9 protein-coding genes are annotated in these 12,348 nt (G+C 51.3%); 6 read left to right on the forward strand and 3 right to left on the reverse strand.

The genetic code is table 11. The features are described from left to right. Positions 1 to 119: 119 nt before the first annotated feature. From VSQ62_RS05245 to VSQ62_RS05270, 6 genes are all read left to right on the forward strand, one after another. Positions 120 to 422 (forward strand): hypothetical protein, encoded by a 303-nt coding sequence (locus tag VSQ62_RS05245; RefSeq protein WP_334633582.1) that lies wholly within the window; start codon positions 120 to 122, stop codon positions 420 to 422. Next, positions 376 to 702 (forward strand): hypothetical protein, encoded by a 327-nt coding sequence (locus tag VSQ62_RS05250; RefSeq protein ID WP_334633584.1) that lies wholly within the window; start codon positions 376 to 378, stop codon positions 700 to 702. The genes VSQ62_RS05245 and VSQ62_RS05250 overlap by 47 nt, the downstream gene beginning before the upstream one ends. Before the next feature lie 214 nt (positions 703 to 916). Continuing rightward, positions 917 to 4,234, forward strand: coding sequence for a bacterial Ig-like domain-containing protein (locus tag VSQ62_RS05255; protein WP_334633585.1), 3,318 nt, complete (start codon positions 917 to 919; stop codon positions 4,232 to 4,234). A gap of 8 nt (positions 4,235 to 4,242) precedes the next feature. Continuing rightward, positions 4,243 to 6,783: a bacterial Ig-like domain-containing protein gene (locus VSQ62_RS05260; RefSeq protein ID WP_334633586.1), complete on the forward strand. Its 2,541-nt coding sequence runs from the start codon at positions 4,243 to 4,245 to the stop codon at positions 6,781 to 6,783. A gap of 18 nt (positions 6,784 to 6,801) precedes the next feature. Then, positions 6,802 to 8,163, forward strand: a complete 1,362-nt coding sequence (locus VSQ62_RS05265; protein WP_334633587.1) for a Wadjet anti-phage system protein JetA family protein — start codon at positions 6,802 to 6,804, stop codon at positions 8,161 to 8,163. Continuing rightward, positions 8,164 to 9,081 (forward strand): radical SAM protein, encoded by a 918-nt coding sequence (locus VSQ62_RS05270; protein WP_334633588.1) that lies wholly within the window; start codon positions 8,164 to 8,166, stop codon positions 9,079 to 9,081. On the opposite strand, the gene VSQ62_RS05275 is transcribed toward VSQ62_RS05270, so the two are convergent. From VSQ62_RS05275 to VSQ62_RS05285, 3 genes are read right to left on the reverse strand one after another with little or no spacing between them, the layout of a single operon-like run. Further along, entirely contained in the window at positions 9,056 to 9,880 is an 825-nt protein-coding gene (locus VSQ62_RS05275; protein ID WP_334633590.1) for a Cof-type HAD-IIB family hydrolase, read from the reverse strand. The two genes, VSQ62_RS05270 and VSQ62_RS05275, sit on opposite strands and share 26 nt — an antisense overlap. A 1-nt stretch (position 9,881) precedes the next feature. Next, positions 9,882 to 11,261: a UDP-N-acetylmuramoyl-tripeptide--D-alanyl-D-alanine ligase gene (locus VSQ62_RS05280; RefSeq protein ID WP_334633591.1), complete on the reverse strand. Its 1,380-nt coding sequence runs from the start codon at positions 11,259 to 11,261 to the stop codon at positions 9,882 to 9,884. Between the two features lie 13 nt (positions 11,262 to 11,274). Further along, positions 11,275 to 12,339, reverse strand: a complete 1,065-nt coding sequence (locus VSQ62_RS05285) for a D-alanine--D-alanine ligase family protein (RefSeq protein ID WP_334633592.1) — start codon at positions 12,337 to 12,339, stop codon at positions 11,275 to 11,277. Between the last annotated feature and the right edge of the window lie 9 nt (positions 12,340 to 12,348).

Raw genomic sequence — 12,348 nt, forward strand, 5'->3', positions numbered from 1 at the left:
GAGTATCGTCAGGGTTAAATGGCAGATGGTCAAACCGTAAATTCGGCTTGAATTCCGGTACAAAATTTTATATACTAAATTGAAAGAGCAACGGCAAACATTTCGAAGGAGAGTGCCATATGTATAGTTCAATTATCGAAATAAAAAAGACAGTACCTAGTGAATCTTTAGTAAGATTACGAAAAATTGCAGAAAAAGCCTTTTCTAACCGTGCCGGCAGTGTTGAGAATTCCAGTAATAATCCTTATGAACTTGTGTTTAGCGGTGGTGAGGATAAGTTTGGCTGTCTTGAAGTAGGGATGCTAGAATTAAAACGAGAGCATGATGTTCTCAATCAAATCGCATCATGGCGCTGGATTGATGAGGATGATCCTGGTGAAAACTGTGACATTCTCAAGGTTCTGGCAGCACCAGTGTATTGATATGGCAGAGACGAGAAAACAAATAGCTTTTGACCTCGACACAAAAGCTTTAGAGACATATTATCCAAGCGAAAGTTGGAATAACGCTTATGAAGTAATTAAACGTCATATGCTGAAAAACGGTTTTTCCTGGTTACAGGGCTCTGTCTACGTATCCAAAAAGCCGGTGACTTCAGCAGAAGTAACAAATATCCTTGATGAACTTGAAATGTCCCAACAAGAAAAAGTTAAACAGGTAAAGTATATGAATAGCGATTTGAAAGCTGATAGAAGCGCATAGGCAGAGTCATAGAGCCAGGAATCTAAAAACAGGTTCCTGGCTCTAGTACAGCATTGCATATTACTCGAAGATTAATGCAATGCTGTACTAGGTTTATCCAATGGAAAATACTGCCGGAAAAGCCAGAAAAGTATCGAAAAGCCTTATAGAAAATTAGAAATACTTGTGTTATACTTATCATGTTTAATGGGATATTACGGTCTTGGAAGAGAATATGAGGTTGAATATAGATATGATAAGAGAGAAGAATATACAGGCAGCGATATACTTGGGAGTATTGGCAGTTATATTGGCTTTTGTATGGAAGGGCGGGTCAGTGCGCGCCGCCGGTGAGGTGATCGAGCTTGATCTGCGGAATGGTTCGGTTGAGATCGAGGAGAACAGGTATAGGCAGAACGGTGCGAACGGCGGGCAGTATCAGGAAGGGCAGGACTTTATCATCACGAGCGGCGGCGAAGAGGTCGACTGCGGCATTGTCGTCAGAGGCGGAGAGCATAAGATTACGTTTGATAATGTGAATATTAGCAGGAAGCAGGGGACAGCGGATGCAGCAACTTGTTTTGCGGTGACGCGTGTTAACAATAGCGGCAGTGCGCCGAGAGTTTATTTGACATTGACGGGAAATAATACATTCCATGGGATTGGATCTGCCGTTCTGGTAGGAATGCCGGCTTTTCCGGATGCATTTCTGTCTATAACAGAGGATAGTACCGGTGTGATGACTGCAACGGGAGGCAATGCGAACGAGGCGGCAGGAATCCAGTCCTATGGGACTCTTGAGATCAACGGAGGAACCATTACCGCCAATGGAGGGCAGCGTTCTGCAGGCATCGGAGCAGAGAGCAATGCGGCATCGGGGAATCGGGTGGTAATTAAAGGAGGGCACGTGACAGCAGTCGGCGGAGACGGAGCTGCCGGGATTGGCGGTGACTATGGCAACGGCTGTGGAAATATTGAGATAACCGGCGGATATGTGGAAGCAACCGGCGGAAAAGGTCCGACATGGCCTTCGGGCTCCATGGGTACAGGCTCCGGTGCAGGGATCGGGAGCGGAAGCGTAGCGGGTTCCGACAGCATAAACTCGATTCAGGTAGGTACGATTACGATCAACGGCGGTTATGTGTCAGCGAAATCCGGAGGAACGGACGCGGCAGGAATCGGTGTCGGCGGCAGCGTGAGTCCAAGCGGCGAATTAGTAAGCGACAGAACCGGTAATGCATGGATAGAGGCCGATAGTTTGAAGCTGGGTACCGGCTCCGGAACAGACGGAACAAACAGATTCTTAGGCGGAGTTTTATTCTCGGGGGATGAGGGCAAGATTTATGGGACTACTTATACATTGAGTCAGAATATCGCAATCTCCCAGGGCAAGAAGCTGACGGTTGATGCAGGTAAAGTGCTGTACATACCCAAGAAGCATATACTGACATTATCAGGAACCGATAGTATTGCGTTTGGTGCGGCGGCCGCAGGTTCATCAGAAGCGGGAAGTATTGTCATAGACAGCAGGAATTGCCTGGCCGGGAATGGGGATCTGGGAAGCGGGGGGAATTATTATCTGTTCTCAGATGATTTTGAAGGTCCGCAGGATTTGATAGATAAAGGAGAGGATCAGACGGAGTCGGTGAAGACGAAGTTGGAGGACAGCTTTAAGGCTGCGTGCCGGGCATCGCTGAAAGGGAGGCAGTTTACGAATCCGCCGTATAATCTGACACTTCGGCCGGCGACGGTGAGAAATGCAGGAGCATATACGGCTACATTTACAACGGTTCCGTTTAACCGGACCATAGAGAAGACCTTTCGGGTATATTCTGACGACACGGCAGTTAAGATGGAAGTGACTACGCCTCCGGATAAAGTGTCCTATGTGGACGGCGATAATTTCGATCCGGCAGGAATGGTCGTGACGGTAACCTACAGGAATGGCAGAACGGAGGATATCACAGACGACATTAGTATCACGAACGGCACAGGTCTCAGAGCCGGGCAGACATCTGTTACGATCGCTTATACGGGCAGATATGACGAAGATCTGGAGTGCGAGGCGAGAATCACCGTAGGAAAGAAGAAGATTGACCTCTCGGGGATCGAATGGAACGAGGAAGATACAACCTTCGAGTATGACGGAGAGCCCCACAGTCCTATTTTCGACGAGGAGCTTCTGCCGGAAGGGGTAGAGATGGCCGTGACAGGAACGGGTGAGGCGACAGACGCCGGTACGCACAAGGTGACGGTGGAGTTCAGGCTGAAGCCGGGATATGAAGACCGTTACATGCTGGATGATGCAGGCGGTACGGTGGTCAGTAGAGAATTAGAGTGGACCATCAGACCTAAGGAGCTGGAGTGGGATACAACCGATCTGGAAGCAGTGGGCAATACGAGAGATGACGAGGCCAATATCTATGGAGAATTGGGCGTAAGCGGAGTGGTGGATTCCGATATCAGAGACGGCAATGTCAATACAAGCTATTCCACAGAGAATATCACAGGGATACATGACAAGGTTGCCGGAGAGGATAAGGACATCTCATTAGAGTGGAAGAATGAAGATGATAAGCTAAGCCTTGAAGGAAGCGCAGCGGGGAATTATCATCTGCCGGAGGAACTTCCGGTAGTATCCGGCAGTGTCAATGAAGTGGAGGAGATCGGTCTTCCGCCGGAGCTTGAGCCGGCAGACGGGATGGAATACCGGATGGATCTGGAGACGAGGATATCCAAGGTACCGGATGGATTGATCTCTGATTATGAGACTCCGGGCGCGTTGGAGGGCAGGCTGGTAGAAGAGGTTGTGAAGAGGGGAGTTGCCCCGGGATACATTACCTCTTATGACCTTACACTTCTTAGCAGGGGTGAGGGTGATTCCGGATGGCAGAGGGCGGAGGCTTCCGCTGTTCCTTCGGCAGGACTTACCGTTACCATGCCTTATCCGGAAGGAATCACGGGAGATAAGTATAACGGAGTCGTTGCTTATATATATCCGGAGACCATCAATGGAGTAGAAGCAGGAACCGTCGTGTATCTTAGGGCAACTAAGACGGATGACGGAATACGCTTTACGATCCCGGCACCGGCGCCGGTTGCCGTAGGATGGGAGGAGATCGAAGATCCGTCTGATAACGATGGAGATGATAATAACCCTGGAGATAACAATAACCCGCCGGGCGGAGACGGAGACGGCTCAGGAGACGGGGACGGCTCAGGAGATGGCTCAGGAGACGGGGACGGTTCAGGAGATGGAGATGGCTCAGGAGACGGAGACGGTTCAGGAGATGGAAATGGAGACGGAGACGGCTCGGGCAATAGTTCCGGCGGCGGAAGCGGAAGCGGAACTGGCAGTGGCGGCGGAAGCGGAACTGGCACAGGCAGCTCTTCCGGCGGCGGAACCGGCAATGGCCGGGGAATCTCCACCGGTGATCAGGCACAGATTGGTGTTTATACAGCCTTAGCTGCCCTTGCTGCCGCAGATATATGGGGATTGCTTCAGATCCGCCGGCTTGGCAGAAGAAGGGTTAGAACAAAGAGAAAGAGATAGGGGATCATATGGAGAATAGAATCAAGGGGATAAGAACAGCAGCCTTAACCATATTTGCGTCGTCGGCGCTGTGTTTCCTGTGGCTCGGGATGTCGGTCTGTGCGGCCGATGTGGAGCTTGATCTAACGAAGGGAGATATTGAGATCAGCTCTGACGGTTACAGGCAGGGAGACGGCAAGAAGAAGACAGGTCCGGCAGGCGGAGACGGTTATATCATAACCACGAACGGGAAGGAAACAGATCATGTAGTTACGGTGGCAAGCGGTAAGAAGCATGATATTATGTTCGATGAGGTAGAGATCAATACTGCGTCCGGCGGCGGGTATAACCCTCTTTATATCGCGCCGGATGCGAAGGCTGCGTTGACCTTGAAGGGAGAGAATATCCTGCATTCCGGAGGCTATGCGGCAGTTGCGGTACCGGAGGGGGCGTCTGTAGAGATCACCGCGCAGAGAGGCGGAACGCTGGAAGCGCGAACGGATGCGCCGGATTCCGGTTCGGGGATCGGAGGAACGTCTAAGGATAACGGCGGAAGGGATACGAAGAATACCAACTGCGGAACTATCAAGATCAGCGGCGGCAGGATCAGCGCAACGAAGATCGGAGGTACAGGGGGAGGCTCGCTTGTTTCTGATAAGGACGGAACGGCATGGATCGATGCAGGGAGCGTAAGCGCCGGTAAAGACGGGTTTATATCCGGCGTATTGTTCGAGGGTAATGCCGGACAGGTCTACGGTACGTATACATTGAACAAAGAAGATTTATCTATACCGGTGAATAAGGTATTGACGATTGCAAACGGACAGACGCTTACTATCTCTTCGGCGTATTCGCTGGCATTGGACGGCAACCTGATGAATAACGGCACGCTGAGGATCGGAAGCGCGGACTGCCTGACAGGTAACGGTTATATCGGCGGAGACGGGGCGTTCTATATACTCAGCGGTATGACGGAGAATATGTTCTCGGTGCCGGACAGGATGCTGTATGGTACGGGAGAAGACCATACCGAATATGTGAAGAAATATATCGAAGACAGCATCCGTATAGACGGTACGGTTGTAGTCAGGAACCGTATTTTTAACAGGATGAAGAGCGACGAATGGAAGATGGAGATCAGCCCGGCAGAAGTCGTGGAAAAAGGAACCTACACGGTTACATTTACCAACCCGGAAGACGGAGACGATCAGGTGTCGAAGACCTTCGAGGTATTGGATGCCGGTGAGATGACGGGGATTAGCCTTACCACACCGCCGAAGAAGACTGCATATACCTACGGAGAGCGGTTTGACCGGACGGGAATGGTAGTTACGGTGACCTACAGCTCGGGAGCAACCAAGGCTGCATCTAATAATAAAATAGGGATTAAGGAAGGCGGCTTAAGGGTAGGACAGACTGCCGTGACATTGGTCTATAAGGAGAACGGGAAGGAAGCGGCATGTTCTCTTGGGGTCAGCGTATCCCCGAGAGAGATAGACGTCACGAAGATCAACTGGGAGGAGAAGACAGATACCTCTTATGAGTATGACGGTACAGAGAAGACACTGAAGGTTAAGGCAGACCTGCCGGAAGGGCTCAAGGTGTCGGTCGGCGGAACTGTGAGTGCTACAGAGGTCGGTACTTATGGAGTCACGGTTGACTTCTTCCTGGAAGAAGGATATGAGGGCAATTATGTCATAACAGGCCCTGTCAGCGCCGCGAAGGAGTGGAGCATCACGCCGAAGCGTCTGGAATGGGATACGGGCGATCTGGAAGTGGTTGGGAATATCAGGGATAACGACGTAACTATCTATGGAGATCTGCGCGTGGAAGGGTATCTCTCCGCCGATCAGGCTGACGAGAAGCTGCCGGTAAGTTTCCCGGCGGATCTGATCACAGGTGTTTCCACCAGGGAAGCGGGAAACGATCAGGAGATCCGGCTCATCTGGAAAGACGAGAATAAGAAGTATTCGCTTGGCGACAACCCTGCCACCAAGAATTATGTGCTCCCGGAAGAATTGCCGGTTGTCTTTGGCGTTATCAATGATGTGGTGAAGAAACCGGTACCCCACGGAGTGGCAGTAGTGAAGGGTAGGATGTACAGGCTGGATCTGGAGACCGGAGTATCCAGAGTTCCGGAGCGCCTGAGGCGGATCCCGGATTTCGATACGCCGAGCGAGATCGAGAAAGGACTGATCGGTGCAGTCATGAAGCAGGATATCCGCCAGACCTACATATACACCTACGATCCCACCCTGATGCGCAAGAACCAGGACGCTGCCGAATGGGAACGCGCCGACACCGACGAAGTATCCTCCGACGGCCTGACTATCAAGATTCCGTATCCTCAGGGAGTAGGGAAGAACAGCCATGAAGCCGTCGTTGCATACATTTATCCCCACACAATAGACGGAACGGAAGCAGGAACTATTATCTACCCGGACGTTACCGAGAGCGAAGACGGACTGGAATTCGTAGTCCCAGCATGCGCTCCGGTTGCGATCGGCTTCAAAGAAGCTCCCGAAGAAAAACCCGGCTTCTGGAAATCCCTGTTTTCCAAAGATAAATAATATTCAGGAGTCCATATAATGCAGCTTAGACAAGAAATCCCGGATACATTTTGGAGTCTCTTCCGAAGTGTAAACCGGGAGATTTACATAGAAGCACTTCTGTGCATTAACGAAGAATATCAATACAGCAACTACTTTCTCACCCGGGAAGTGTGCATCCAGGCATTGAGCGATATGAACGCCAGGAAGCGTTTTGATCTTAAGGCGGAAGAGAATGAGACCGAGTACGACATGCTGGAGACACCCTCTTCCCGGATTTTAAGCTGGCTTCTTAAGACTGGATGGCTTAAGCGGATCGAAGATTACCATACCCTGGTGACGAATATCGTGATCCCGGACTATTCGGCAGTATTTATCGATGCATTCGAACGCCTGGATTCAGATGAGTTGGAGGAGACGGATATCTATATCCAGAATGTCTATGCCACGCTCTTCTCCTTCCGGAACGATCCCAGGGGGAACCTTGGCATGCTGCGCACAGCCCTCGTGAATACCAGGAGACTTAACAAGGCGCTGCAGGATATGCTTCATAACATGGACAAGTTCTTTGCCAGATTATTGGAACAGGAGACATACGGTGAACTCTTGAAAGAGCACCTCAACGGCTATGTAGAAGCGGTCGTGCGCAGGAAATACCATATCTTGAAGACCTCCGACAATTTCTACATCTATAAGATGGATATTAAGAAATGTCTCAGAGAGATGCGCGAGGATGAGGGCTGGATCGAGAATGTTCAGAAGACCGCCAGAATGATGGGAGATATGTCAGACGATATTTATGAACTCCTGGATCTGATCGAGAGGGGATTCGACGACATTGAACACCGTATATCCAATATGGACAAGGAGCACACGAAATACGTGCGGGCGACGGTGACGAGGCTTAATTATCTCTTGAGCGGCCAGTCGGATACGAAGGGGCTTGTGGTGCAGCTCTTGAACCGCATTGCAGCGAGTGAAGATCCGGACGGGATGCTCTGTAAGACAGCAGAGAAGCTGAATCTGTCTCTTGTGGAAATGCTGTCGGAGAAGCCCCTGTATAAGCGGAGGAGGTCCAGGAAGGATTTCATGGGCCGTGTTGCAGAAGACGAGGAGACGAAAGAGCTTAACAAAGAAGACGTGCTGAGACTGAATCGGATTCAGGTGCGCTACAGCAAGGAACAGATCGAGGAATTCATAGAGAGTCATATGAAGGATGAGATCATGGATGCAGCCGCGATCGATATAGCGGACGAAGAGGAATTCGAGAAATTGATCCTGGCATACGATTACAGCACAAGAAAGAGCAGCAGATACATGCTGCTGGAAGAGGAACCGGAGCAGATCGAGAACAACGGATACCGGTATCCGGCGCTTAAGTTCGTGCGCAGGAGGGCATAGATGGAAGCTTATCTTACAGATTGTACATTGTGTCCCAGACAGTGCCATGCCGACCGTCTGGCGGGACAGCGCGGATATTGCGGGAAGGCCGCCGGGCTTATTGTTGCCAGGGCGGCCCTTCATATGTGGGAAGAGACTTGCATTTCCGGGGTAAACGGCTCCGGTACAGTATTTTTCTCGGGCTGTAATCTTGGGTGTATCTTCTGCCAGAATTATAAGATTTCCAGAAACGGACGGCAGCATGGGAAGCAAGAGATCGGGACAGAGATCACGGTAAGAAGGCTTGCCGGGATATTCATGGAACTTGAGAGCCAGGGAGCGAACAATATCAACCTGGTCACGCCGACCCACTATGTGCCGCAGATCATAGAAGCGTTAGAGATAGCCAGGGAGAAGGGAATGAACCTTCCTGTCGTATATAATACGAGCGGTTACGAGCGGGCAGAGACGATCCGGATGTTGGAAGGCTATGTGGATATCTATCTGCCGGATATGAAATATATGGATTCGGCGTTGGCAGCGGAATATTCCGGGGCGCCGGACTATCCGCCGTATGCGAAAGAGGCGCTTAGAGAGATGGTATCTCAGACGGGGGGATTCCAGATAGAAGAAGAGAGCGGTTTGCTGACAAAAGGTGTCCTTGTGCGTCATTTGGTGCTTCCGGGCCATGTAAGGGAGTCCAGAGAAGTGATTCGTTATCTGTATGAGACATACGGGAACCGCATCCTGCTCAGTATCATGAACCAGTATACCCCGATGCCGCAGGTAAGAGACCATAAGCATCTGGGGAGAAGAGTGACGAAGAGAGAATATGAGAAGGTGGTGGATTATGCCTTAGAGCTGGGTGTGGAATACGGCTATATCCAGGAGGGCGAAGCCGCCCTTGAGAGCTTTATTCCGGAGTTTGGCGGAGCATGAACTTATTGATCACATGAAGCACGCCGCCCTCGTCGTTCGATCGGGTGATATAGTCGGCCTTCTCAAGTACCGCCGGCTGCGCGTTCGCCATGGCGACGCCAAGTCCTGCCGTCTCGATCATGGTCAAATCGTTGTATCCGTCGCCGCAGCAGATCATCTGGTCGGCAGTCAGTCCGATGCCGCTTAAGAGCCGCAGCAGGGAATGTGCCTTATCGATTCCTCTTGGCATGATCTCCAGGAAGAAGGGGTCGGAGCAGTAGACCGAGAGATAAGAGTGGAAATAATCTGCAACCTCTGCTTTCACTAGAGAGATGATCTCCGGTGAACCGGTGATCAGGATCTTATTGGCCGGTTCTGTTATGTGTGAAGGGAAATCCTCCACTTCGATGATCGGCATGTGATTGATCCTTGATTCCAGTTCCGTATATTGATTCGGCCGGATGCCGGAGAGAAGGGTATCGGGCGTATAGCCGACGATGTCGATCCCGGAATATTTCTTGACAATATAAAAGAGCGGTTCCGCCACGTCCGCCGGGAGATGCTTCTCATAGATGATCTCCTGGCTTCGGCAGTCGGTGATCCGTCCGCCGTTGAAAGAGAGGATGTAGCTTCCGTATTCTTCTAGATGAAGTTCTTCGGCAAGCGGCAGGACGCCTTTGGTTGGGCGTCCGCTTGCCAGAACTACTTTCTTTCCTTGTTGCTGTATCTTGGTCAATGCTTCCAGAGTGGGCTTCGTGATCTCTTTTGCAGAATTCGTAAGCGTACCGTCCAGATCCAGAGCAAGTATCTGATATTCCATACTATTCTCCTAAGGCTTTTAATGTGTCTACGATCTCAGGGAACTGCATGCCATGGGAGGCCTTGACGAGAACGTTATCCCCTTCTTTGATCAGGTCTTTTGCTGCATCCAGGAATTCGGCCTTTGTCTTAAACCAGAGCGCTTCGGCCAGGGAATCACATCCCGCAGCGCCGTCAACTAAGTGGCGGGAGAGGGGGCCGATCCCGCAGATCAGGTCTATACCCTGCTGGGCGGCATATTCGCCCACATTCAGATGCAGCTCCTGCGCATCCTCGCCAAGTTCGTTCATATCGCCAAGGATCGCAACTTTGCGTCCGATCGCCATGTTTAACACATCGATCGAGGCTTTCATTGAGACAGGATTGGCATTGTAGCAGTCATCCAGGATGATCAGCCGTTCGGTCTTGATAATGTTATTGCGTCCCGGAAGCGAGGGCAGCCCTTCGATGCCCGCTTTGATCTCATCAGGAGTAAGATCCAGCGTATAGCCGACGGCAGCGCCGGCAAGGGCGTTGCTTACCATGTGGATACCGGGCAGCGGTATCGTACAGCCGAAAGAGGTTCCGTCCGGCAGATAGATGGTACAGGCGGTTCCCTTAAGTCCAAGAGCCTGCATATTGCCGGCACGGAACTGGCTGTTATCGCCGAATCCGAAGAAGACGGGGCTTACGCCCTTGATAGGCGCCGTCTGAGCCAGCAGATCGTCGTCTCCGTTCAGGATGATGGTTCCGCCGTTCTTCATGTCCTGGATCATCTGGGTCTTCTCGCGGAAGATCCCTTCTCTGGTCTTGAAGAATTCCAGATGTGCCACACCGATATTGGTGATTACACAGATATCCGGCGCCGCGACGGAAGAGAGCCTGCGCATCTCGCCGAAATGATTCACGCCCATCTCCAAGACAGCGACCTGGTGCTCCTCGTTCATCTCAAAAATGGTGATCGGAAGCCCCCATTCGTTGTTAAAATTCCCCAGTGTCTTATGCACACAGTATTTCTGTGCGACGACAGAGGCGATCATCTCCTTGGTACTAGTCTTCCCGGCGCTTCCGGTGATACCGACAACTTTTACATCGAAGGAATCCCGGTAGAGCTTCGCGATGTCAAGAAGCGCCTGTCCGGTGGATTCCACCAGGATATAAGGGTAATCCGTCTCACCGAGATCTTCGTGGGATACGACGCAGAGCGCTCCGGAACGGATCGTATCAGGGATGAATTTGTGTGCATTGATATTCGCGCCGTCAATGGCAACGAAGAGATAGCCGGGTCTGACCTTACGGCTGTCAATAACGACGCCTTCCACTTCCCTGTCAAGGATGGAAGGATCTCCGTGATAAGTCCCCTGGCAGGTCTGTGTAATATTGTTCAATGTGAGGTTCTTCATGGGACGGGCCTCCTTAATATCGTGCTTTGTAGGATTCTTCGATGATCCGCTGGCACAGGGCGTTGTATTCAAGACCGGCCGCTTTGGCCGCCTTAGGAAGGAGGCTTGCAGGGGTCATTCCCGGAAGGGCGTTCACTTCAAGACAGTAGAAGCTTCCGTCCTCATCGTCAACGATAAAGTCCGCCCGTGAATATACATCCATCCGCAGCGCTTCGAACGCCTTCTCGCCCGCCTGCTGTATCTGTGCCTGTGTCTTGGCATCAATAGACTGGGGCGGACAGATCTCCTGTGCCCCGCCGTCCTGATACTTGTTCTCATAATTGAAGAATCCGCTCTTAGGGATGATCTCAACAAGCGGAAGCGCCTTGCCGGCGATAATGCCGCAGGCGAATTCGCGGCCTTTGATATACGGCTCGATTACGACTTCCTCTTCCATATCGGTATCGAAGGAGCGGCGGATTGCCTCTGTATATTCTTCCTCAGTATGTACAATATATACGCCGATACTGGAACCGCTGGCACATGGCTTGATGACCAGAGGAAGATAGTAACCAAGTTCTGCAAGCGGTGTATCCTTCGTCTTTCTGGTCAGAGAAGTGCCTCGCGGCGTGGGAACTCCTGACATCTTGAAGATCTGCTTTGCCACAAGTTTATTCATGGACAGGGAACATCCAAGTGCATTGGGTCCGGTATATCTGATTCCCAGGACGTCGAAGGTTGCCTGTAATTTGCCGTCTTCCCCGATGGAGCCATGAAGCCCCATAAATGTGATATCAGCCATCTGGCAGAGTTCGATGACATTAGGGCCGAGCAGACAGTCAGACTGGTCCGGACGTGACTGTCTGAGAGCATCGAGATCCGGAGCCGTAGTCTTAATACCGTCCGCGATCTCAAGCCCGGCTCCCGGAAGGCTGAACACCTCCTCAAGCTTATCGGCGTCATATGGGAAACCGAAAAATACATCCATCAAAAATGCCTGATGTCCCATCCCGCGCAGCGTCCTGCAGATTCCGGCGCCGGAAGTCAGTGAAACATCGCGCTCCGGGCTGAGCCCGCCCGCTAATACAATTATCTTCATACAATAGTC

This window comes from Sporofaciens sp. JLR.KK001 (assembly GCF_036941055.1).
In the GTDB taxonomy this organism is placed as follows: Bacteria; Bacillota; Clostridia; order Lachnospirales; family Lachnospiraceae; genus Sporofaciens.

Coding starts and splice junctions, on each gene's coding strand:
- VSQ62_RS05265 (WP_334633587.1), top strand. CDS start 6,802: ATGCAGCTTAGACAAGAAATCCCGGATACATTTTGGAGTCTCTTCCGA.
- VSQ62_RS05280 (WP_334633591.1), bottom strand. CDS start 11,261: ATGAAGAACCTCACATTGAACAATATTACACAGACCTGCCAGGGGACT.
- VSQ62_RS05270 (WP_334633588.1), top strand. CDS start 8,164: ATGGAAGCTTATCTTACAGATTGTACATTGTGTCCCAGACAGTGCCAT.
- VSQ62_RS05245 (WP_334633582.1), top strand. CDS start 120: ATGTATAGTTCAATTATCGAAATAAAAAAGACAGTACCTAGTGAATCT.
- VSQ62_RS05260 (WP_334633586.1), top strand. CDS start 4,243: ATGGAGAATAGAATCAAGGGGATAAGAACAGCAGCCTTAACCATATTT.
- VSQ62_RS05285 (WP_334633592.1), bottom strand. CDS start 12,339: ATGAAGATAATTGTATTAGCGGGCGGGCTCAGCCCGGAGCGCGATGTT.
- VSQ62_RS05275 (WP_334633590.1), bottom strand. CDS start 9,880: ATGGAATATCAGATACTTGCTCTGGATCTGGACGGTACGCTTACGAAT.
- VSQ62_RS05255 (WP_334633585.1), top strand. CDS start 917: ATGAGGTTGAATATAGATATGATAAGAGAGAAGAATATACAGGCAGCG.